Below are 20,428 nucleotides of genomic sequence, written 5' to 3'. Positions count from 1 at the left end.
TTTTTTCATTAATGATTCTTTAGGTATTTTCTATATTGTGAACCAACCTGACTTTACATATGATAGGGCAATATTTAGGCCAAATAATACAAAGGTGAATGCATAGATTCCCCACATTACGCCATTTACAGATTTTTCAGAAATTCTTTTATCAATTATTGTATGAATGAATTTTCCGCCATCTAAAATTGGTAATGGAAGCATGTTGATTATTCCAATAAAAAATGATATCATCCAAAGCCATAAGAGAAACATTGAAACATTTGGATCATTCCATTCAATGAAATTCATTACAGGTTTGTATGCAAATGAATTATCTCTCATAATTCCAATTAATCCTCTTTCTGGATCATCAGGTGCTGGCATTACTTCAAGATTAAATTCTAAAGGTTGCCCATCTCTAAGTACTGACACACTTGCCATATCTCCAGGATTCAAACTGGGAAAATCAACTGGACTCAAAATCGGCTTATCGTTGATTGATGTAATGATGTCATTTGCAAGCAATCCTGCTTGTTCAGCCCCTGAATTCTCAATGATTGAAAGAATTAGAACTCCTTCCGGTAATTCATAAAATGCACTCAATAGCGGTTCAGGTAAAACCATTGCAAAAAATGGATTTGTAAGCAAAATTGCTCCTAACACAAATGCAAAAATTACATTTGATGTAGCTCCTGCGCCAATTACCCTGAGTTTTGAAATCTTCTTTGCTTTGTTGAACTCTTCTTCATCGGGCTCTACGAAACCTGCAAACATTGCGATAAATATGGCAAAACCTCCTGTTTTGATCTTAATTTTTTCTAAAGCTGCAACAATACCGTGTGCTCCTTCATGAATTACGAGTACAACTGGAATTGATAGTAAAAAGTATGTAATTGATGCCGCTGAAGTTAGTGTAACTCCTGGAATAAGAACTGTTAATTCTGCGAATTCTGTTTGTGCAACAAAAAAGTTTGCAACATTATTTAGCAAAAACCAAAATGCAAAACCCATCATGATAAAACCTGAAATTACACTTACATCTGCAAAAACTCTAATTCCTCTTCTTGTACGACTAAGAAGTTTTAACAGTACTGAATTAACTTGTTTATTTTTGTAAGTTAAACTGTATGCCTTTATTTCAAAACCATGTTTTTCTAATTTTAATCCCTTTGCAACAATTACAATAATGACCCATGCCATTAATACATAAATAATCGAATTTTGAGTAATAAAATCAAGTTCCAAACTAATTGTAATTTTTTTAAGGTACGTACATTTATCGGTTACTATGAAACCAGCAGTGATAATCTCAACATATCCTGATAAAAAATCAATTACAAAAATTGCAAAAGTGTTTGTAAAAAATAAGATAGTGGCATGTGTTAATATTTCTAAAATTTCTTCGATCTATTCTTGGAATCAAAAAATTGAAAATGCCTCTGAATACATTGCTATCTTTAAAACTACATCAAAAAACAAAAAATTACTCAAAGAAAAAATTAAGGAAACTCATCCATATGATGTTCCTGAAATTGCTGAAATTGATGTAACTTCAATAAACAAGCCCTATCTTGATTGGCTGATAGAATCAACAAATTAAGATTCTATTGAATATCGTAATAAGGAAATAATTCCTCCTAATCCCGTTACTCTTAGACCAATATCTGTAGATGAGTCGACACTATACATTTTCACTCCCTTACTTTCAACATCGTTTAGAAAATCTATCATTTTCTGTTCATCATCTTGAATTGCTTTATCTGAAAAAACAAGGGATTCAACTGCGCCCATTTGATTTGCATTAAATGTCTCATCAAAACCCATAGTGAATTTCTTACTTTTTTTATTTGCAAGGAGCATGACTTTATCAATAATTGAAGATACTTTTGCTAGTTTACTATCTGACATGATCTCTTTCATTATATTGGATTTTGTAAATGTGTAAATTCCATCTTCTCCTCCAGAATCTATCCCTTCTATAACATGTACTTTGAATTTTTGTAGATTTTGAGATTTTTGAATAAAATTTGCAAATCTTTTCTTCGTTTCACCTGGTCCAAAAACCACTATTGTATCTCTTTCTTTTAGAATAGTTGAAACTGCTTGTTGTACTTGCTCAAAGAATTTTTCAATGTTGAAATTAGTTTTGTATCTCTTTCCACCTGAGCCTGAATAGATATTTGGCATAAATTCCAAATGTGTTCCTCTTAGTCTTGCAATTCCACTATCTCCTGTGTCTATTGCTACAAGCACAAAACCAATTTGATTATTACTTGATTCTAAAAGATTTTTTTCAAATGGTAACCACTTTTTCTTTGATATTGTAATTCCATCATTAATTTTTAAAATAAATGAATGATGACTCCCATGAGGTACTGACTCATTACTTGATTCAGAAATCGTTCCTCCAACTCTTAATCTATCTAACACATTATCTAATGAAATCTTTTCTACGGTTAATGCAATTCTAACTTTAATTCTCTCTCCTTTGTCAGGTCTTGAATAGTCTTTATCTTGCTTTAGTACTCTGGTTGTATCACCAATAATTTTGTCATTTTCTTTAATTATTCTACGTAGATTCAAAAGATCATCTGAATCTTCTGGAATGACAGAAATTAAATTCTCATCAATTTTCTTTGTAATCATATTGTTATTCTAGTCTACAAAGAGAAAAGAGTTTAGTTTGTTACTTCGTTAGTTTTTTCTTCAGATTTTTTCTTTAGATAACTTTCAACCCAATCCAAAGTTAGAACTCCTGACTCGGCTAAATTTGTTAATGAATTTGCAGATGCCTCTCCAGTAACCTTGCCATGATTTCTCTTTAATTGACGCCATTTTAGAGATGTATTGCCACTTTTTGAATTATAAATAATTCCTAGAATATCTCTAGCATTAACAAATGTAATGTCTCTAATTTTTTTTAAAGTTACTTTATCAGCTGCTTCTACATAAATTGCACCTAGACTATCTTCTCTTTCAGCAAATACTTCAGAGTCTTCTAAATAACTTCTTGGGGCATAAGATTTGCATGTACTTGAGATGATAAATCTTCTAAAACTTTCCACTGATGCTGGAGTGTCAATTGCAACCATTTTGAATGAATAATCTAATGGCCATTTATCAAGCTTCTTGAAAGACTCAATAGGAATCTCCTCAAATATGCCTTGCAGGTGGTGATGAACCTATCCCTTTGAAATGATGATGAGGATCTTGAGTTCTGAGCCTGCCTATGATTTTAATTGATGATTAACCTAGAAAAATTATGAATTCGTTAACTGAATATCTAACCTTTAATGTTCAATCACGTAGAGGCTTTGTTAATATCACTCCTGACATAAGAAAATTAGTTAACGAAAGCAAGGTCAAAGAAGGTTTATGCCTTGTTAATGCGATGCATATTACTGCAAGTGTTTTTATCAATGACAATGAAGGTGGATTACTTCATGATTATGAAAAGTGGTTAGAAGAATTAGCTCCTCATGCTCCAGTTGATCAATACAAACACAATGACACTGGAGAAGATAATGCAGATGCTCATCTAAAACGTCAAGTGATGGGAAGAGAGGTAGTAATTGCAATTACTAATGGCCAATTAGATTTTGGTCCTTGGGAACAAATATTCTATGGTGAATTTGATGGAAAACGACCAAAAAGAGTTTTAGTAAAAATAATTGGTAAATAAGTTCTATCCAAAATCTGCATCACGTTTTTGACTTTGTGATTCGTTCTTTCTTGCCGCAGCTCTGAATTCTTCATCATGATTTTGAGGTCCATGTCCACACTTTACACATGCAATTTTAAAACCATCATCATTTTTTTGATATGTTTCACATCCACAAAAACATGCCATGATTGGTATATTTTCTAAGATGATATATCTTTTGGGATATTATCCTGAATCTGATTTACAACATTCTCCAACTGGAATGTCGTGATCATGTGGACATTTTCTTGGATGTTTAAGCATTGTACATAATGCATCTGTAAATTGTTTGTTCATATGATGTTCAATTCCACATACCATTTCTTCATCGATATCAACTTTGAGTGCACTATCCATTAGAACTTCTAGTAGTCTACTATTTCTCATCATACTAGATCCAATAGCCTGACCCTCTCCTGTAAGTTTTACTCCTGCCTTGTTGTAAGTGACCAAATTCTTACTGTTTAGCTTCTTTAACATTTGAACAACACTTGGTTGCCTTACATTGAGCATTTTTGCAATTGTACTAATTTTGACTTCTTCTCCTCTTTCTTTGATATGCCAAATTGCTTTAAGATACATCTCTACATGTTCAGCTTCAGCTGTTCCTACAAATAGAGTCTCTTCATCATTTAATCCATCCATACTTACACCTTCTTTGAATCTTTTAATAAATATTCAAAATATTGACGTGCAAATCCAGCTAATCCTGCATGATCTGCCCAAATTGCAACTACATCTGAGGAATTCTCACCCGCAATTTCAGGACCTAATAAAATTACAACATATTTTTTATCTGAAATTATACCTCCTCCAAACAAACCTTTCTTGACTTTAACTGTAGCAACTCGTTTAATTGCTTTGATGGATTCTTTATCCATTTTATCTGATGTAAGAATAGTGATCTCTACTCCTTTATCATGAAGTGATCTTAATTTTGGTAATGCCTGTTTAACTAATTCTTCTCCAGCTTCAGGTAATGCAATCATGACTTCATTTCTACAAGTTTCAACCATTTCTAGAATTTTTGCTGCAATGTTTACTGCACCTGATAATACCCAAATGTCTGGTTTTTCACTAGTTCCACTTTTTTCATATAATGGAACGAGCTCATTTAGAATAACACTCTGATTTTGTGAAAAATCATTTTCCATTTTCTGTTTTGTAGTTTCTAACCCTGTTGATGGTGATTTTGCAAAATACTTTGTTGGTCTGGAATCATCTGTTCCAATCCAACCTTTCTCCTCTAGTGTTCCTAGAACTTCATAAATTTTTGAATATGGCACTCCTGATTTTTGACTAAGCTCTGATGCTGTTAATTCCCCTGATTTTAGTAATACAGAAAATGTTCTGATCTCATAACTTGTTAGACCAATTTTTTCTAATGCCTTTCTTGTCTTATCAGATATACTCATGCGATCTAGTCGATTAGTTTTGATATTTAAATCACGTATGCCTGGTTCCTAAATTCCACCCGAGGCCAAGTATGAAATGCATTATATACCATTTCGGAAAAATGCCCAATGTAGGCATGGCTCTAATTCAGATATCTAATCAAACCACTAAAAATCTAGGTAAAAAATCTACTATCAGATTCACTCAAAGTATCTGTCCCGATTGTAACATGATTTTGGATGCAGAAGTCTTTGAGAGAGACAACAAAGTATTCATGTCCAAAGTTTGTCCAACTCATGGTGAATGTGAGGAATTATACTTTGGTTCTTACGAATTATACAAGAAATTTAGTACTTACTGGATGGATGGCAAAGGTGCTCATGCTCCAAATGTAATGATTGACAAATGTTCTTGTCCAAATAACTGTGGATTATGTTCAAACCATTTGTCTCATAGTGGACTTGCAAACATGATTGTAACTAACAGATGTGACTTGACATGTTGGTATTGTTTCTTTTATGTAAAGAAGGGTCTAGAAGGTGCTTACATGTATGAACCAGATCATACTCAAATCAGAGGAATGATGAAGACTCTAAGAGCAGAAAGACCAATTCCAGGAAACTCTATGCAAATTACTGGTGGTGAGCCAATGCTTAGAGATGATATTGCTGATGTTATCAAAATTATGAAAGAAGAAGGTGTTGATCATATTCAGATGAACACTAACGGTATTAGACATGCAATGGATCCAGAGGCAGCACGTGAAGTAAGGCTTGCTGGATGTAACAATTTGTATCTTTCATTTGATGGTGTAACTGCAAGAACAAACCCAAAGAATCACTGGGAAATCCCATATGCACTTGATAGTTGCAGAAAGACTGGAACTACTGTAGTATTTGTTCCAACAGTAATCAAATCAATTAATGATCATGAACTAGGTGGAATTATTCGATATGCTCAAAAGAATATGGATGTGGTTCACGCTGTAAACTTCCAACCAGTATCACTTACTGGTAGAATGGGTAAGACTGAACGTGAAAAATACAGAATTACAGTTCCTGATTGTATTCAAAGAATTGAAGAGCAAACAAATGGTGAGGTAACTATTGATGATTGGTTCCCAGTACCAAGTTGTATGCCACTAACAAATGTAATTGAAGCATTCTCAAGCAAACCAAAATACGAATTATCTATTCACTTTGCTTGTGGTGCAGGAACATACATCTTTGAGGATGAAGAAACAAAGAAGTTTGTTCCATTAACCAAATTCTGTGACATTCAAGGAATGTTGGAATTGTTTGAAGATAAAGCAGAAGAGATTCGTTCTGGTAAAAACAAGTATTTTACAATGCTTGAAGTTGTCAGAAAACTCAAAGGATTTGTTGATTCAAAGAAACAACCAGCCGGATTAGACTTGGCAAAAATGTTCGGTAACATCTTGATGAAGAGATCATTTGATTCAGTTGGTTCTTGGCATGTTAAAGGATTATTCCTTGGTATGATGCACTTCCAAGACAAATACAACGAAGACTTGGAAAGACTACAAAGATGTGATATTCACTATGTTACTCCTGACCTTAGAATTGTTCCATTTTGTGCATTTAATGTAATCCCTGAATGGTATAGAGACAGAATACAAAAGAAATACTCTATCACTGTTGAAGAATGGGAAGAAAGAGAAGGTGTGAAGCTCGAAGACGGTCTATACAGAGGTCTTATGAGACGTGGAGCAGGTGATGAACTTGCTGCTGGTTGTGCAAAGAGTCAGATGTTCCATGACGCAGCACAAGCAACAATGTAAATTTTCAATACATCTTATCTTAAAATTTGAATTTTGATTTAATAATATTGTAATTTTCTCAGAATACTTTTGTACATATCAAATTAACAATTGTTTGTATTGTCAGTTGATATTGAATCATTAAGAAATATTTTAACTCTGAGATATAATCCTAATTCAAAAAGTAAATTATTAAAAATTGGATATGATGATTTTTTATTAAAATCTAGAGAAAATGATGTTTTAATAGTTGAGAATCTTTTAAAAAATTCAATTTCTAACTACATTAAATCGTTATCTCAAAATCGAATTACTTTGGCACTTAGTAGCGGAATTGATTCTGTATTAATTCTAACTTTAATTCGAGAATTATTTCCTGAACTTAAAATTACTTGTATCAGTGCAGGATTTGAAGAAAATGACGAAGAAGTAAATGCAGCTAAAGAAATTTCAAGAATTCAAAATTGTGATTTTAAACAAATTCATTTAGAAAACTTTCTAAATAATCTCCCTAAACAAATTTCAATTATAAAAGAACCAAAATGGCATTACTATTGGTACTTTTTAGCAGAAGAAGCAAAAAACCATTCTTCGGTATTATTTACTGGTGATGGTGGTGATGAATTATTTGGTGGATATGTTTTTAGATATGAAAATTTTCTAAATTCTTTTTATAATAAAAGTACCTGGATAGAAAAAACTAAACAATACCTGAATTGTCATAATAGAGATTGGGTACAAGATCAAAATCAGATGTTTGGTACCAAAGTAGGATTTTCATGGGAGAAAATTTATCAAAACTTTCAAAAATATTTTGATAACTCACTAACTCCAATTGAACAGGTATTTTTTGCTGATTATGCTGGAAAATTGATGCATGACTGGGTTCCTGCATTAGATAAAATTCACTCACATTTTGGAATTATAGGAATTTCTCCCATTCTTGATGATGAAATTATAAAATTTTCATGTAAGATATCTCCCGAAAAAAAATATAATCTTAAAACAAATCAAGGAAAACTAATACTGAGAAAAATCTCACAAAATAAAAAAATTTCAATTAATAATTCAAAACGAGGATTTAGTCCTGATTTGATCAGCTTTTGGAAAAATTATGGAAATAAAATAACCCAAATCTATCTGAAAAATTCTCATGTATCTAAAGAAAACTACATCAATGAATCTTGGATTATAACTTCAATAGAAAAAGCAAATTCCAATGATATTCGATACATTAACAAACTTCTTTCGGTATTATCTTTTGAGATTTGGTATAGATTGTTTATTACTAAAGAAATAGACTCTGATTATACTTTATTGTAATCTTTTTGTAAAATAGTTTTTGATCATTTTCCATTGATGATTTTTTATTTCATCTCTAGTCTTTTTTGGAAATTGAGAATAATACCCTGATTTTTCTGGACGATAAGTTACATATTTCCAAAACATGTTTAGTGCTCCTTTTCGATTTATATTCCCTCTTCCCACGAATGCTAGGAAACACCTTGCCATTACATACAGAGGATGATATCCTAATGCCTTCATTCCTTGTCCAAATTCTGAAAAATTATGGCTGTGTCCTAACTTATCAACATGTTCAAAATATGCATCATGAAAAATCTTCGTTTTAAAGTTCTGCATTAATGCTCTGTTAATTATCTCTGATTCATACCCAATTATCTCAGGATATTCATCATAATTTGAAAAGAAAAAAGATTGTCTAACAAATCTTCCTGCTCCATGTGGCGTCTTTGATTTTTTTTCACCAAAATCTCCTGAACAAATAACTAACTTGGGATTCTCTTCCATTTTCTTGATGATTTTTTCTGCATAATTGGATTCAAAAATACAATCTCCTGCCCCAATCATATGATAATCACACTCTTTTGTTAAACACATATTCCATAATTTAGGAATTCTACGAAAATCTCTTGTTTTGTTTCCTGTATGAATAACTTTTAAAATATCTGGGAAATCTTTCTCAAATTCTTCTAAAATTTCTGATGTTTTATCAGTTGAACCGTCTTCTGTCACAATGATTTTCTTTGGAGGTAGTGTTTGTTCAAACAAACTATTCATAACATCATTGATCGTTTTTTCACCATCTCTTACAGGAAAAAAGCAATAATAATCAGCCATAGACTCTTACCAAAATACATCAGATATTCAATAAATTCATGAAATTCTCATAAAAAATTTGATTTTTTATTTTTTCATCTAACAATGAATCTTCAACACCATAAAATATTGATCTAAAACTACACCACGGTGCGTCACTTCCAAACAAAATTCTTTCAGCACCTATTTTTTCTACTGCCATCTCAATTCTAAATGGTGTTGTAATCCCAGATGTTTCAAACCAAATATTTTTTATATTTTTTGATGCATCAAGTGCATTTTTAACTATAGATGTATCATTTCCACCCATATGTGCTAGAATTACTTTGATTTTGGAATATTTTTTTGCTACATTTACTGCATGTAAATAAGATGTGTTTGATGAAATGTCTCCATCTTTGAATCTACCAGTATGAACTAAAAGTATTGCTTCTTTATCATTTAGAACTTCAAGAATTGGTCTGTATATGTCATCACTTACTGGTAAATCTTCATATGTTCCATGAAACTTTACGCCTTCATAACCATCTCCAATATTTTGATTTAAATTTTTTACATCTGTTTCAATCTGTTTTTTTTGTATCCAATACAATCCATGAATTCTGTTATTGATTTTAGTTAATTTTTTTATTTTTTCATTACTCTCGCTAGTATCTAATTCAAATGGAAATAGCATTAATTTTTCTATACCAAATTTTTCAATGAAATTATCTATCTGATCTAAATGTAATGTATGATTAATCCCATTTGACCTGCCCAAATGAACATGAACATCACAAACTTTTCTATTTTCCAATTTCCCTTCCTATCTGATCTTTTCCTGCTTTAATTATGCTGTGTGGTGGAATATTTTTTGTTATCAAACAATTTTGATATATTTCAGAATGATGTCCTATGGTATGACCTGGGGTCATTGATACACATATTCCAATCCTAACATAATCTTCAATGATTGTTTTTAGTCTCTTACCTTGATTCTTTTTTGCTGTACCGTGAGTACCTGATGAAATTTTTAGAGTATTTGAGGCAATAAAAAATGGAGCTATAAAACAATGATTTCCAATAATTACATCTTTTGTTATGTGACACTGTGCATGAATTGTAGTTTCGTTTCCAATCTTATTTTCCCCTTCTGAAACAGAACATGTTCCAAAAATCGTATTGTTTCCAATAATTGTTGATGGTCGTAGTACTGAATTTGACCCAATGACTGATTGTTTTCCAATTTTGCAATTTTCATATATCTTTGCACCATTTTCAATTATTGTATCATCTCCAATAATGACATTTTCATCTATGGTAACAAAATCGCCAATTTTCACATTTTTTCCGATTTGAACTGACTCTGAAATTCTATTTGTTTTTTCCAACCATTTCACCATCGATTAATTTCTGAATTAATTTTTGAATGTTCTTTAATTCTTCCAATTCTTCACTAGACGGTTTTTCATTAGTTGCAATTTTAAGAATCATTTGTGATAATAATAGATTCAATGGAAATAATACATCCTTATGCCATCCTGGTGGCAGTTTGAAATAATATGGATTACTTTCAGCTAAAATGTCTGTCTCTGATTTGAAACTCTGACTTTTTTTGAAATGTGCATATCCTAATGTTACTAGTAGTGGTATCCCAATTATTGCAACAGTGATTGCATATGTAGAAAATGATGGAAACGCATATTTTAATGCTGGAATATTTTCAATTGCTAAATAATACGTAACTGTAATTGTATTGATAGCTGCAAAAATAAATGCAAAATATGTAGACCAACCTATTCTAAAATAATACCAAGATCTGAAAGGCAGTTTATTTGAAACCCTGAATTTGGACAATAACTCATAACTTACGCCTAAAACTATTATTTGAATTACTCTATTATTTCATTAATTTTAGCTAAAAATTTGAAAACACATCTCAGAAAATAACTAAATTTACAGATAGCGGGGAGTAGATTTGAACTACTGAACTGCGGGTTATGAGCCCGCCGGGATGACCTAGCCCTAAATAGTCTGGCTTCCCCACCCCGCTAATCCAGAAATTAACACGAGCCGTATATACGCTTTATTGAATTCTTGAAAGTAATTAATATGAATTGAAAAACTTGAATTTCCATGGATAAAAAAATTTCAGTTGCAGTAGTTGTTATTGCTGTTGTATTTTCAATATTTGTTTTAGCATCTCCATCTGATCCTATTCCATTACCCGAACCCAATTCTAATTCTAAGAGTGATTCAGTAATAATTTTAGCAGAAAATCTGGATAAACCTCGTTCTATTGCAGTATCTGATAATCGAATTTTTGTAACAGAAAAAGATGGTTTCATTAGAGTTATTGAAAATGATAAACAATTAGAATCTCCTCTTGCTGCATTACGTTCAGCTAATGTCTTTGATGGAGGGCTATTGGGAATTACACTACATCCAAATTTTTCAGAGAATCATTATCTCTATGTATTTTTGACTTATGAAGAAAATGGAAATTTATGGAATAAAATATTACGAATAACTGAATCTGAAAATAAACTTAAAGATGCAGAAACAATTTTTGACAAAATACCTGGTTCTTCTTTTACAAATGGAGGATTTATCAAATTTGGACCTGATGAAAAATTGTACGTAGGAACTGGTACTGTATCTGATTCCTCACATTTGCCACAAGATATTAACTCCTTGTCTGGAAAAATTTTAAGACTAAATGATGACGGTTCCATTCCCGAAGATAACCCATTTTCAAATTCCCCTGTTTATTCATTAGGGCACAGAAATCCTCAAGGAATGACGTGGGATGATAATGGAAACTTGTATGTTGCAGAATTTGGACCTGAAAAAAATGATGAAATTAATGTAATTTTAGCAGGTAAAAATTATGGTTGGCCTGAACAGCAATGTTCAGGCGGTACTAATTTTGAAAATGCTCTTCTCTGTTATGATCCAAGTATAGAACCTGGGGGAATTTTATTTTACACTGGTGACAAATTTGATTTTGAATTTCCATTCATTATGGCATCAATGAGGGCATCAAATTTGTATCAGGTAGATTTTGAAGAAGGACTAAGTTCTCAAAAATCCATACTTAGTGGAATTGGACGTGTTCGTGATGTGGTTCAGGGACCCGATGGATATCTTTACGTGATTACCTCTAACACTGATGGAAAAGGTTTTCCAGATGCTAATGATGATAAATTATTGAGGATATTAAAGTAAAATGCCTGATTCATCAATTCCAAAATTTTTTGAAAAATCAAGAAAAGAAAGACTAGATGTTATCAAAAATTTTGCAAATCTATCAGACGATGACATTAAATCACTTGAGTTACCTTATGGTGGAATTACATTTGACAAAGCAGATAAGATGGTAGAAAATGCATTTGGAATATTTTCGCTTCCATTAGGTGTTGCAACTAATTTCAAAATCAACAATAAGGATTACCTTGTTCCTATGGTGATTGAAGAACCTTCTGTGATTGCAGCAGCATCAAAAGCAGCCAAGCTTGCAAGACCTAAAGGTGGATTTGCAGTAACATCTGATGAATCTTACAGTATAGGGCAGATTCAAGTTTTATGTACAGATATTGATAATGCTATTTCTAAAATTATGGAAAACACTCAAGAGATTCTAGAAATAGCTAATTCAAAAAGCAATACTCTTTCTAAGATGGAAAAAGGAGCAAAAGAAATCATCTGCAAAAAACTTGATACAGATTTTGAACCAATGTTAATAGTTGAACTATTAATTGATGTAGGTGATGCAATGGGCGCAAATGTGACCAATACTATGTGTGAAGGTGTTGCACCATTAATTGAAAAATTAACTGGGGGAAAAACACTTCTTAGAATATTATCTAACTATTCTACAAGACGTATGGTAAAGGCAACTGTTATCTTTGATAAAGAATCAATTGGTGGAGAAGAAGTTGTAGATAATATGATTCATGCATATCAATTTGCAAAACATGATGTGTATAGGGCAGTAACTCACAACAAAGGAATCATGAATGGAATTATTGCAGTATCTAATGCTACTGGACAAGATAGTCGTGCAATCGAGGCTGCAGCAAATGCCTATGCTGCACGCTCTGGACAATATCGTTCATTGTCTGAATGGCAAAAAGATTCTGATGGAAATCTTGTTGGAACTTTGGAAATTCCATTATCTGTTGGAATTGTTGGTGGGATCATTAATGTTCATCCTATTGCAAAAATATGCACAAAAATTCTAGGTGTAGAATCTGCAAAAGAGATGGCATGTATAATTACTGCAACAGGATTGGCTCAGAACTTTAGTGCAATGAGAGCACTTGCAACTGATGGAATTCAGAAAGGACACATGAGACTGCATGCAAGAAATCTAGCATCTGCCGCAGGTGCCACCACTGAGCAGATTGATAAGATAGTTTCTAAGATGATTGAAGAAAATAACATTTCAGTAAATAGAGCAAAAGAGTTGCTTGAACAAAATTAATGACGTTATTATATAGACAAATTGAAAGGAGATACCATGTCCGAAGTAAGATTTGCAATACCTAAGGGAAGTTTAGAGGAGGCTACATTCAAGCTCTTGGAACGAGCATGGACTAAGGTAAATCGTAAGAATAGAACTTACAGAGTATATCTTGACGATCCAAAAATTGTTGTAAAAATGCTAAGACCTCAAGAGATCCCAACTCTAGTAAATGAAGGATTATACGATGTAGGGATTACTGGAAAAGATTGGGTTGGTGAAACAAAAGCTGATGTAGAACCAATTTTAGATTTAGAATATGGAAAGATTCGACTTGTAATTGCATTTCCTGATAATTATCGATACAAAAATCTAGATGCCATGATTGCAGATTATGCAAAAAAGAAAAAGACTCTTAGAATTTCTTCTGAATATCTTACAACTGCATCTCGTTTTATCAAGAACTGCAAGTCTTACAAGAAATACTTTGGAAATAAAGATCCACAAATTGTTACTCCTTGGCTACGTATTGGGACTAACAAATCAGTTCAAATTCATCTATCATTTGGCGCAACCGAGGCAAAACCTCCAGAAGATGTGGATGCAATTATGGATGTGACTGAAACTGGAACTACATTACAACAAAATAAACTCAAAATTGTAGATGAAGTTCTAACTTCAACTGCACACTTGATAGTAAATAAAAAATCACTTAAAGACAAAGCAAAACGAGAAAAGATTTTTGATATTGTAACTTTGATGCGGGGAGCAGTAAATGGAAAAAAATATCTGCACATTTACCTAAATGTTGAAGAGAAGAATTTACCAAATATGCTAAAACAAATCTCATCATTAAAGAAACCAACAATTAGTCCATTAAGTGAAGATGGTTGGTACGGAGTCAATACTGTAATCAAAAAGTCTGAATTTCACAAAATAATTCCTAAATTACGAAAGATTGCACAAGGATTAGTAGTACATGAACCACGACAAATCCTGGAACTTGAGGAGATCAAACGTGATGAAGAAAATTGATGAAAATCATTTCCATTACTAACAAAAAGCAGTTTCTAAATAAAATAGGCACAAAAAACTCTTCAAAATACCAGAAAATTGTGGAATCTATTCTCAAAGATGTAAAAAACAATGGAGACACTGCACTAAAAAAATATGAAAAAAAATTTGGTGCAGGAAAGATTTCATCATTAAGAGTTTCAAAACGTGAAATTGATAGTGCATACTCTAAAGTTTCAACAAGAGACATCTCTGCAATCAAACTTGCAAAATCAAGATTATCAAAAGCAGAATCTGCAGTAAAACGTCAATTCAAAGACATTACAATAAAATTCAATGGAACAAAACTCTCAAAGTCATTTGTTCCTATTGATAGTGTAGGGTGTTATGTTCCAGGTGGCTCAGCAAGATATCCAAGTTCTGCTATAATGTCAGTTATTCCTGCAAAAATTGCTGGTGTAAAAAGAATTGTTATAGTATCTCCACCTGATTCTTCAGGTAATATCGATCCATTAACAATTGTAGCAGCTGATGTTTGTGGAGCAACTGAAATTTATAAAACTGGTGGTGCACAATCTATTGCAGCATTAACATACGGAACGCGTACTATCAAAAAGGTAGACAAGATTGTTGGACCGGGTGGTTCATTTGTAACCTTGGCAAAATATCTGGTTAGTAATAATGTATCCCTAGACATGATGGCAGGACCAACTGAACTAGGAGTTATTATTGATTCAGAAGGAGATGTTGAACTTGCAGCATTAGATCTTATTTCTCAAGCAGAACACTCTTCAGATACTTTTTGTTATGCACTGACTACCTCAAACTCAATTGCAAAGAAGATTCAATCCAGTGTAAACTCTAAACTCAAAAATATACAGCGTTCAAATATTGTAAAGTCTAGTCTTGAATCAAATGGATTCATTGGTGTTGGCAAGACATCTGACATTATTGAAATTGCAAATGAACTGGCACCTGAACACTTGGAAATTATCAGTAAAAATGCCAAAAAGTGGAATAAAATAAAAAATCCAGGCTTGATTTTGTCAGGAAAAAACAGCCCATCTTCAGCTAGTGATTATTTACTAGGTTCAAATCACATCTTGCCCACAAACAGATTTGGTAAAACTCGAGGTTCTTTATCTGTTCTAGACTTTGTAAAACTCTTAACTAAAATAGAAACTAGCAAAAAAGATTTACAGAAAATATCAAAATCTTTGGAGAATTTTACTTTAGCAGAAGGATTGCCAAATCACTATGAGGCAGTTAGAGGTAGATTGCTATGAAAAATACATGGTATGCAAAAAAACTAGAAGAATATGCAAAGATAGGCGGTTACAAAAAACCTGAGAAATTTGATGATGTATTAAAACTGGATTCTAATGAGAACTTTGTAATAAACAAAAAATTTCAGCAAGATGTCATTTCTTATGCTAGAGCAAATTCTGATGTTAGAGAATACCCCTTAGGCGGAGTTGAAAAACTAGTATCTAAACTATCAAAATATCTTAAAGTTCCTGAAAAAATGATTGGTGTTGGAAATGGTTCTGATCAAATCTTGGATTTATTTTTAGCAAACTTAGCATCTAAAAAAACTAGGATTCTAACATCAGATCCAACATTTGGATTCTTTGAAGAAAGATGTAAACTATATGGAATTCCTTGTACCAAGATCCCGTTCTCATCAGATATGAAACTAGGTATTGAAAAATTCAATGCTAACTTGAAAAAATGTCAAATCCTTTACTTGGACTCTCCAAATAATCCAACTGGATTTCAATTCTCAAAAAATAAACTAGAATCTTTGATCAAAAAATTCGATGGATTAGTAATTATCGATGAAGCATATGGTGAGTTTGGTGATTCATCAACTGTCTCATTAACCAAAAAATATGATAGTCTTATTGTTGTCAAAACATTCTCCAAAGCATTTGGTCTTGCGGGTCTACGCTTAGGATACTTTGTTGCAAACAAGAAAATAGTTGAAGTTTTCAATCAAGTGTTACAATACCCTTATCCTCTAAACACCCTTGCAATTGAGGCCGGAATTGCTTCTCTAGAAAAAGTGGATCAAATGAGGGAGGCAGCAGAAATCATCAAAAGTGAGCGTAAGAAAATCATTGTGAATCTACGTAAATATGATGCATTTACTGTCTTTGATTCCAACGCTAATTTTGTATTGTTTGATGCAAAAGGTGCAGATAAGCGTGTTTTTGCTGCACTAGTTGAACAAGGAATTTCCATACGTAAATTAGGGAAGATTGGTTCTCATCTAGGATGCTTACGTGTTACTGTTGGAACCAAAGAAATGAATTCTAAATTTCTTTTAGCAATACGTGATCTTTTAGGATAAAATTGACCACCCAAAAGTTTGATTCTATAATCTTTGATTGTGATGGGGTACTAGTTGATATTACACAATCTTATGACAAAACAATTGATGAGACTTGCAGATATGTACTCAAAGAATTTGCATTCATTCATTCAATAGTTATTGATCACAAAATAATTGATGGATTCAAAGCATCAGGGGGATTCAATGATGAAGTTGATCTAACATATGCTGCAGTGCTGTCATTATATGCGGCTAACAAACTGAACAAAGAACCATCTGAATTTATCTACAAAGTTATTTCAAATGCTGATAAGACTGGAATACTTTCTGTTCAATCTTATCTTGAATCAATTTGTGATCTTTCTGAAATTTTATCTAAATTAGGTTCATTAAATGATCGACACAACAATCCTTTGTATTCTGTATTTGATCAGCTTTTTTTTGGACCAGAATTATACAAAAAATTATTTGGAAAACAATCAAGGTTTTCTAAAGAGGGAATGATTTCAAATGATAAAGTAATTTTGTCTATATCTTTATTACAAACATTACAAAAAGAGTTTGGAAAAAAACTAGCAATTGTTACAGGTAGAGGAATTGAATCTATTCGTTATTCACTAAAAGATATGCTTGATTACTTTGATATTCAAAGTTCAGCATTTTTAGAAGATGAACCAAGAGAACTTGCAAAACCAAACCCTGCAACACTAATTCGTGCCATCCAGTCTATGAAATCAAAAAACTGTCTTTATGTAGGTGACTCTATGGAAGATTATATGATGGTAAAAGACGCAACAGCAACAGGAAATCCAATCACATTTTGTGCAATTGTAGGCACAAGTACAAGTCCTGAAGACAGGCGTAAAATGTTTGCTGAGTCAGGCGTGGATATGATTCTGGAATCAATTGACAATCTTCCGAAGGTATTAAATTTAGTTTGATAAAATATCAGTATTCTTAGGTGATAAGATGAAAAAACGCTCAAGTAAAATCAAACGCGAAACTAAAGAAACAGACGTTTCAGTTACAGTTAGCATTGATGGTAATGGAAAAACTAGTGTATTTACTGGTGTAAACTTTGTTGATCACCTAATCACTGCATTTGGGAAACATGCAATGTTGGATTTAACAGTGAAAGCAAAATCAAAAGACAATATTGTACACCATTTAATTGAAGACACTGCAATTACAATTGGAAATGCAATTGATAAAGCACTGGGAAATAGAGCAGGTGTTACAAGATTTAGCTATGCATCAATACCAATGGATGAATCACTAGCTGAGGCCTCAGTGGATTTGGTGAAAAGACCATTTTACAAATTAACTTTGTCTATAAAGAGAACAAAGATTGAAGATGTATCAAAAGAAGATCTTGAACACTTTTTCCAATCTTTACTACAGAACCTAAACAGCTGTATCCACCTTACTGTAAAGTATGGAGATAATGATCATCACAAGGTAGAGGCAGCAATAAAATCTCTGGCAGTAGCATTTAGAATTGCATGTTCTAAAGACTCAAAACAAAAAGGAATTCCCAGTACAAAAGGCGCAATGTAATGACAAAAATTGCAATATTTGATTATGGGGCTGGAAATATTTTTAGCCTTAAAAATGCATTAGAAAAACAAAACGCAACAGTTGAGGTACAAACTCAAGCTGACACTCTAACAGAATACGATGGAATCTTTTTGCCAGGGGTTGGAAATTTTGATCCTGCAATACAAAGCATAAATCGTAATTCTGCAGATTTTCTTAAAGTTGTGGGTAAAATCCCTGTATTTGGAATATGCCTAGGCATGGAGATGTTCTTTGAGAAAAGCCAAGAGGGAAAAGAAAAAGGTCTTGGAATAATTAGTGGTGATGTTGTTGTTCTGCCTGATACTCTAAAAGTTCCGCATATGGGATGGAATGCACTTGAGATAAAAAAAGAAAGTAAAATTCTTGAAGGGGTAGAAAACAATTCTTGGGTTTACTTTGTACACTCGTACAGAGTAAATCCTGCAACACAAGATGTTGTAGTTGCTGAATCTGATTATGATATCAAAGTTCCAGCTATCGTTCAAAAAGATAATTATTTTGGAACTCAATTCCACCCAGAAAAGTCAGGTGATGTTGGTGCACTAATGCTAAAGAATTTCTTACGAGAGTGCTCTAAATGAAAATAATTCCAGCAATTGATCTGATGGAAGGACAAGTAGTTCGGCTGTACAAAGGTGATCCTAAACAAAAAACAGTGTACAGCGATGATCCTATGTCAGTTGCCCAAAAATGGCAAGAAGCAGGGGCAGACATGTTACACATTGTTGATTTGGATGCAACAATTGGAATTGGTGACAATTTAGATTTGATTGAAAAAATCACCAAATCCTTATCAATACCTGTTGAGGTAGCTGGTGGTTTACGTAATGAGGCAGTCATTGATAGAGCAATCTCTTTTGCTACTAGAATTGTTATTGGTACTTTGGCATTCAAAGACAGAGAACTGTTACAGCGTCTTGCCAAAAAATATGGATTTTCAAAAATTGTAATTTCAGTTGATCACATAGATGGCTTTATTGTTACACATGGCTGGCAAGAGAGTACAAAAACACCCTTACTTGATGCAATAAATGAATTTGTAAGCATGGGATTTACCGAATTTCTACTCACAAATGTAAGTAAAGATGGAACAATGGAGGGCCCAGATCTGGAATATTTAGAAAAAGCATGTGCAATACAAAATGCAAATATTATTGCAAGTGGTGGAATATCAAAAATTGATGATGTGTCCAATGTACAAACAAAAAATGCATTTGCAGTAATTTTGGGTAAAGCATTGTATGAAAATAAGGTTTCAATTAAGGAGGCAAAACAACTTGTTAACTAAACGAATAATCCCTTGTTTAGATGTCGACAACGGACGAGTAGTAAAGGGATTAAACTTTGAATCAATCAAAGATGCAGGAGATCCAGTAGAACTTGCAGCAAAATATAGTGAAGGTGGAGCAGATGAATTGGTCTTTTTAGACATAACTGCATCTCAAGAAAAAAGAAAAACAATCAAAGAACTAGTATCTAGTGTTGCCAAAGTAATTGATATTCCATTTACTGTGGGTGGTGGAGTAAATAGCATGGAGGATGCAAGAAATATTTTGCTTAGTGGCGCAGATAAAGTTGGAATAAACACTGGTGCTGTAAAGAATCCCTCACTACTAACTGATCTGATGACGATATTTGGAAAACAATGTATTGTAATAGCCATAGATGCAAAACGAAACTATTCAGAAAACTCTACAAAAACAATGTTTGAGGAAAATGGAAAAAAATTCTGGTTTGAAGTTTTCATTTATGGTGGAAAACAAGGAACCAATCTTGATGCAATTCAATGGGCAATAAAAGCAACAGAACTTGGTGCTGGAGAAGTGCTACTAACTAGTATAGATAAAGATGGAACTAAAGATGGGTATGATATTTTACTTACCAAAAATGTAGTGGATGCTGTTTCTGTACCTGTTATTGCTTCTGGTGGATGTGGCAAGCCTGAAGATATGTATGAAATATTTGAAAAATCCGATGTTGATGCTGCTTTGGCAGCATCAATATTTCACTATGAAGATCAATCAGTTAATAGAGTTAAAGAAATTCTTAGAGGCAAAAACATTTCTGTACGATTATAAG

Annotated in this window: 24 protein-coding genes and 1 tRNA gene; 14 read left to right on the top strand and 11 right to left on the bottom strand. The window is 32.7% G+C overall.

Annotated elements, in window-relative coordinates; translation table 11 throughout:
* Positions 1 to 30: 30 nt before the first annotated feature.
* Complete coding sequence (locus C6989_RS01485; protein ID WP_148702359.1) at positions 31 to 1,182, bottom strand: site-2 protease family protein; 1,152 nt, start codon at positions 1,180 to 1,182, stop codon at positions 31 to 33.
* An 88-nt stretch (positions 1,183 to 1,270) separates the two neighbouring features.
* Between C6989_RS01485 and cutA the strand changes: the two genes are divergently transcribed.
* Entirely contained in the window at positions 1,271 to 1,582 is a 312-nt protein-coding gene (gene cutA / locus C6989_RS01480) for a divalent cation tolerance protein CutA (RefSeq protein WP_148702358.1), read from the top strand.
* Here cutA and C6989_RS01475 read toward each other — a convergent pair.
* Both C6989_RS01475 and C6989_RS01470 read right to left on the bottom strand, forming a co-directional pair.
* Positions 1,579 to 2,628: an mRNA surveillance protein pelota gene (locus tag C6989_RS01475; protein ID WP_182126181.1), complete on the bottom strand. Its 1,050-nt coding sequence runs from the start codon at positions 2,626 to 2,628 to the stop codon at positions 1,579 to 1,581. The genes cutA and C6989_RS01475 overlap by 4 nt on opposite strands.
* 32 nt (positions 2,629 to 2,660) lie before the next feature.
* On the bottom strand, positions 2,661 to 3,074 hold the full coding sequence (locus C6989_RS01470; protein WP_148702356.1) for a hypothetical protein: 414 nt from the start codon (positions 3,072 to 3,074) through the stop codon (positions 2,661 to 2,663).
* Between the two features lie 170 nt (positions 3,075 to 3,244).
* On the opposite strand from C6989_RS01470, the gene C6989_RS01465 reads away from it, so the two are divergent.
* On the top strand, positions 3,245 to 3,664 hold the full coding sequence (locus C6989_RS01465; RefSeq protein ID WP_148702355.1) for a secondary thiamine-phosphate synthase enzyme YjbQ: 420 nt from the start codon (positions 3,245 to 3,247) through the stop codon (positions 3,662 to 3,664).
* Positions 3,665 to 3,667: 3 nt separating this feature from the next.
* On the opposite strand, the gene C6989_RS01460 is transcribed toward C6989_RS01465, so the two are convergent.
* From C6989_RS01460 to C6989_RS01450, 3 genes are read right to left on the bottom strand one after another with little or no spacing between them, the layout of a single operon-like run.
* Positions 3,668 to 3,832: a hypothetical protein gene (locus tag C6989_RS01460; RefSeq protein WP_182126180.1), complete on the bottom strand. Its 165-nt coding sequence runs from the start codon at positions 3,830 to 3,832 to the stop codon at positions 3,668 to 3,670.
* Positions 3,833 to 3,871: 39 nt separating this feature from the next.
* Positions 3,872 to 4,330, bottom strand: a complete 459-nt coding sequence (locus C6989_RS01455; RefSeq protein ID WP_148702354.1) for a metal-dependent transcriptional regulator — start codon at positions 4,328 to 4,330, stop codon at positions 3,872 to 3,874.
* Positions 4,331 to 4,332: 2 nt separating this feature from the next.
* Positions 4,333 to 5,100 carry a TrmB family transcriptional regulator gene (locus tag C6989_RS01450; protein WP_148702353.1) on the bottom strand — a complete coding sequence of 256 codons (768 nt, stop codon included), beginning with the start codon at positions 5,098 to 5,100 and terminating at the stop codon, positions 4,333 to 4,335.
* Positions 5,101 to 5,216: 116 nt separating this feature from the next.
* Between C6989_RS01450 and tes the strand changes: the two genes are divergently transcribed.
* Both tes and C6989_RS01440 read left to right on the top strand, forming a co-directional pair.
* Positions 5,217 to 6,881 (top strand): tetraether lipid synthase Tes, encoded by a 1,665-nt coding sequence (gene tes / locus C6989_RS01445; RefSeq protein WP_182126581.1) that lies wholly within the window; start codon positions 5,217 to 5,219, stop codon positions 6,879 to 6,881.
* Positions 6,882 to 6,980: 99 nt separating this feature from the next.
* The gene (locus C6989_RS01440) at positions 6,981 to 8,183 is read left to right on the top strand and encodes an asparagine synthase-related protein (RefSeq protein WP_182126179.1); all 1,203 of its coding nucleotides are present in this window, start codon (positions 6,981 to 6,983) and stop codon (positions 8,181 to 8,183) included.
* On the opposite strand, the gene C6989_RS01435 is transcribed toward C6989_RS01440, so the two are convergent.
* From C6989_RS01435 to C6989_RS01415, 5 genes are all read right to left on the bottom strand, one after another.
* The gene (locus C6989_RS01435) at positions 8,175 to 8,999 is read right to left on the bottom strand and encodes a glycosyltransferase family A protein (protein WP_182126178.1); all 825 of its coding nucleotides are present in this window, start codon (positions 8,997 to 8,999) and stop codon (positions 8,175 to 8,177) included. The two genes, C6989_RS01440 and C6989_RS01435, sit on opposite strands and share 9 nt — an antisense overlap.
* A 19-nt stretch (positions 9,000 to 9,018) precedes the next feature.
* Complete coding sequence (locus C6989_RS01430; RefSeq protein WP_182126177.1) at positions 9,019 to 9,774, bottom strand: amidohydrolase family protein; 756 nt, start codon at positions 9,772 to 9,774, stop codon at positions 9,019 to 9,021.
* Positions 9,764 to 10,348 carry an LbetaH domain-containing protein gene (locus tag C6989_RS01425; protein WP_182126176.1) on the bottom strand — a complete coding sequence of 195 codons (585 nt, stop codon included), beginning with the start codon at positions 10,346 to 10,348 and terminating at the stop codon, positions 9,764 to 9,766. The genes C6989_RS01430 and C6989_RS01425 overlap by 11 nt, the downstream gene beginning before the upstream one ends.
* Positions 10,332 to 10,814 carry a hypothetical protein gene (locus C6989_RS01420; RefSeq protein WP_182126175.1) on the bottom strand — a complete coding sequence of 161 codons (483 nt, stop codon included), beginning with the start codon at positions 10,812 to 10,814 and terminating at the stop codon, positions 10,332 to 10,334. The genes C6989_RS01425 and C6989_RS01420 overlap by 17 nt, the downstream gene beginning before the upstream one ends.
* A 106-nt stretch (positions 10,815 to 10,920) precedes the next feature.
* Positions 10,921 to 11,010 (bottom strand) — tRNA-Met (locus C6989_RS01415).
* Between the two features lie 83 nt (positions 11,011 to 11,093).
* Here C6989_RS01415 and C6989_RS01410 point away from each other — a divergent pair.
* The 10 genes from C6989_RS01410 to hisF are packed head-to-tail and all read left to right on the top strand — an operon-like array spanning position 11,094 to position 20,427.
* Positions 11,094 to 12,185 (top strand): PQQ-dependent sugar dehydrogenase, encoded by a 1,092-nt coding sequence (locus C6989_RS01410; RefSeq protein ID WP_182126174.1) that lies wholly within the window; start codon positions 11,094 to 11,096, stop codon positions 12,183 to 12,185.
* Position 12,186: 1 nt separating this feature from the next.
* The gene (locus tag C6989_RS01405; RefSeq protein ID WP_182126173.1) at positions 12,187 to 13,443 is read left to right on the top strand and encodes a hydroxymethylglutaryl-CoA reductase, degradative; all 1,257 of its coding nucleotides are present in this window, start codon (positions 12,187 to 12,189) and stop codon (positions 13,441 to 13,443) included.
* Positions 13,444 to 13,479: 36 nt separating this feature from the next.
* Positions 13,480 to 14,457 carry an ATP phosphoribosyltransferase gene (gene hisG, locus C6989_RS01400; protein WP_182126172.1) on the top strand — a complete coding sequence of 326 codons (978 nt, stop codon included), beginning with the start codon at positions 13,480 to 13,482 and terminating at the stop codon, positions 14,455 to 14,457.
* On the top strand, positions 14,457 to 15,722 hold the full coding sequence (hisD, locus tag C6989_RS01395; RefSeq protein ID WP_182126171.1) for a histidinol dehydrogenase: 1,266 nt from the start codon (positions 14,457 to 14,459) through the stop codon (positions 15,720 to 15,722). Before hisG ends, hisD begins: the two co-directional genes overlap by 1 nt.
* Positions 15,719 to 16,789: a histidinol-phosphate transaminase gene (hisC, locus tag C6989_RS01390; protein ID WP_182126170.1), complete on the top strand. Its 1,071-nt coding sequence runs from the start codon at positions 15,719 to 15,721 to the stop codon at positions 16,787 to 16,789. Before hisD ends, hisC begins: the two co-directional genes overlap by 4 nt.
* 2 nt (positions 16,790 to 16,791) lie before the next feature.
* Positions 16,792 to 17,712, top strand: a complete 921-nt coding sequence (locus C6989_RS01385; protein ID WP_182126169.1) for an HAD family hydrolase — start codon at positions 16,792 to 16,794, stop codon at positions 17,710 to 17,712.
* A 28-nt stretch (positions 17,713 to 17,740) separates the two neighbouring features.
* On the top strand, positions 17,741 to 18,328 hold the full coding sequence (locus C6989_RS01380; protein WP_182126168.1) for an imidazoleglycerol-phosphate dehydratase: 588 nt from the start codon (positions 17,741 to 17,743) through the stop codon (positions 18,326 to 18,328).
* Positions 18,328 to 18,930, top strand: coding sequence for an imidazole glycerol phosphate synthase subunit HisH (gene hisH / locus C6989_RS01375; RefSeq protein ID WP_182126167.1), 603 nt, complete (start codon positions 18,328 to 18,330; stop codon positions 18,928 to 18,930). Before C6989_RS01380 ends, hisH begins: the two co-directional genes overlap by 1 nt.
* Positions 18,927 to 19,637, top strand: a complete 711-nt coding sequence (gene hisA / locus C6989_RS01370) for a 1-(5-phosphoribosyl)-5-[(5-phosphoribosylamino)methylideneamino]imidazole-4-carboxamide isomerase (protein ID WP_182126166.1) — start codon at positions 18,927 to 18,929, stop codon at positions 19,635 to 19,637. Before hisH ends, hisA begins: the two co-directional genes overlap by 4 nt.
* Positions 19,591 to 20,427, top strand: a complete 837-nt coding sequence (gene hisF, locus C6989_RS01365) for an imidazole glycerol phosphate synthase subunit HisF (RefSeq protein ID WP_342751983.1) — start codon at positions 19,591 to 19,593, stop codon at positions 20,425 to 20,427. The genes hisA and hisF overlap by 47 nt, the downstream gene beginning before the upstream one ends.
* Position 20,428: the final 1 nt, after the last annotated feature.

Origin of the sequence: Nitrosopumilus sp. b2 (assembly GCF_014078535.1) — an archaeon.
Taxonomy (GTDB): domain Archaea; phylum Thermoproteota; class Nitrososphaeria; order Nitrososphaerales; family Nitrosopumilaceae; genus Nitrosopumilus; species Nitrosopumilus piranensis.
Note: the sequence above shows the minus strand (reverse complement) of the source record. Positions and strands in the feature narration are given on the sequence as shown.

Excerpts from the sequence above, each read along its gene's own strand:
- C6989_RS01460 (WP_182126180.1), bottom strand. The coding sequence starts at position 3,832 with ATGGCATGTTTTTGTGGATGTGAAACATATCAAAAAAATGATGATGGT.
- C6989_RS01485 (WP_148702359.1), bottom strand. The coding sequence starts at position 1,182 with ATGGCATGGGTCATTATTGTAATTGTTGCAAAGGGATTAAAATTAGAA.
- C6989_RS01475 (WP_182126181.1), bottom strand. The coding sequence starts at position 2,628 with ATGATTACAAAGAAAATTGATGAGAATTTAATTTCTGTCATTCCAGAA.
- cutA (WP_148702358.1), top strand. The coding sequence starts at position 1,271 with ATGAAACCAGCAGTGATAATCTCAACATATCCTGATAAAAAATCAATT.
- hisF (WP_342751983.1), top strand. The coding sequence starts at position 19,591 with ATGAAAATAAGGTTTCAATTAAGGAGGCAAAACAACTTGTTAACTAAA.
- hisG (WP_182126172.1), top strand. The coding sequence starts at position 13,480 with ATGTCCGAAGTAAGATTTGCAATACCTAAGGGAAGTTTAGAGGAGGCT.
- C6989_RS01450 (WP_148702353.1), bottom strand. The coding sequence starts at position 5,100 with ATGAGTATATCTGATAAGACAAGAAAGGCATTAGAAAAAATTGGTCTA.
- hisH (WP_182126167.1), top strand. The coding sequence starts at position 18,328 with ATGACAAAAATTGCAATATTTGATTATGGGGCTGGAAATATTTTTAGC.
- C6989_RS01405 (WP_182126173.1), top strand. The coding sequence starts at position 12,187 with ATGCCTGATTCATCAATTCCAAAATTTTTTGAAAAATCAAGAAAAGAA.
- C6989_RS01435 (WP_182126178.1), bottom strand. The coding sequence starts at position 8,999 with ATGGCTGATTATTATTGCTTTTTTCCTGTAAGAGATGGTGAAAAAACG.
- hisC (WP_182126170.1), top strand. The coding sequence starts at position 15,719 with ATGAAAAATACATGGTATGCAAAAAAACTAGAAGAATATGCAAAGATA.
- C6989_RS01380 (WP_182126168.1), top strand. The coding sequence starts at position 17,741 with ATGAAAAAACGCTCAAGTAAAATCAAACGCGAAACTAAAGAAACAGAC.
- tes (WP_182126581.1), top strand. The coding sequence starts at position 5,217 with ATGGCTCTAATTCAGATATCTAATCAAACCACTAAAAATCTAGGTAAA.
- hisA (WP_182126166.1), top strand. The coding sequence starts at position 18,927 with ATGAAAATAATTCCAGCAATTGATCTGATGGAAGGACAAGTAGTTCGG.
- C6989_RS01455 (WP_148702354.1), bottom strand. The coding sequence starts at position 4,330 with ATGGATGGATTAAATGATGAAGAGACTCTATTTGTAGGAACAGCTGAA.
- hisD (WP_182126171.1), top strand. The coding sequence starts at position 14,457 with ATGAAAATCATTTCCATTACTAACAAAAAGCAGTTTCTAAATAAAATA.
- C6989_RS01410 (WP_182126174.1), top strand. The coding sequence starts at position 11,094 with ATGGATAAAAAAATTTCAGTTGCAGTAGTTGTTATTGCTGTTGTATTT.
- C6989_RS01465 (WP_148702355.1), top strand. The coding sequence starts at position 3,245 with ATGAATTCGTTAACTGAATATCTAACCTTTAATGTTCAATCACGTAGA.
- C6989_RS01470 (WP_148702356.1), bottom strand. The coding sequence starts at position 3,074 with ATGGTTGCAATTGACACTCCAGCATCAGTGGAAAGTTTTAGAAGATTT.